Here is a 347-nt window from a genome sequence, read left to right on the forward strand (position 1 = left end):
TGGTCCGCGGCGTGCTGTTGCGCCTGATGCCGTTGCGCCAAGCCAGTGAGACTTTCCTGTAGTTCGCGCGCCTGCGTGAGTCTGCCGACGGCCTCCTTGGCGTCCTTCGCATGGCCTGGGCCGCCCGAATGACCGTCCGTCGACACAAGCAAGCCCCTCAACGCCCGGACAACGCCCCAGTCGTCGGTGCGAAGATCGAAGCCTTTGCCGCGCGCATCGGCACGACCCTTCTTTCGGGTGATGCGTCGAAGGTTGCCAAGGCTCAGCCATGACGTGCCCGCGTCGCTGGCAATCTGCGTCTGGATTTGCTCCTGCGTATCGTCGATGGCCACATGGCCCGATGCGTT

At 64.6% G+C, this 347-nt stretch carries 1 protein-coding gene; it reads right to left on the reverse strand.

Annotated features, from left to right (window positions below; all coding sequences use genetic code 11):
• Positions 1-347 (reverse strand): type VI secretion system Vgr family protein (locus DIE06_RS38065; protein WP_185733597.1); only part of this gene is annotated, 347 nt, incomplete at both ends.

The organism is Burkholderia sp. Bp8998 (assembly GCF_003854235.1).
Taxonomy (GTDB): domain Bacteria; phylum Pseudomonadota; class Gammaproteobacteria; order Burkholderiales; family Burkholderiaceae; genus Burkholderia.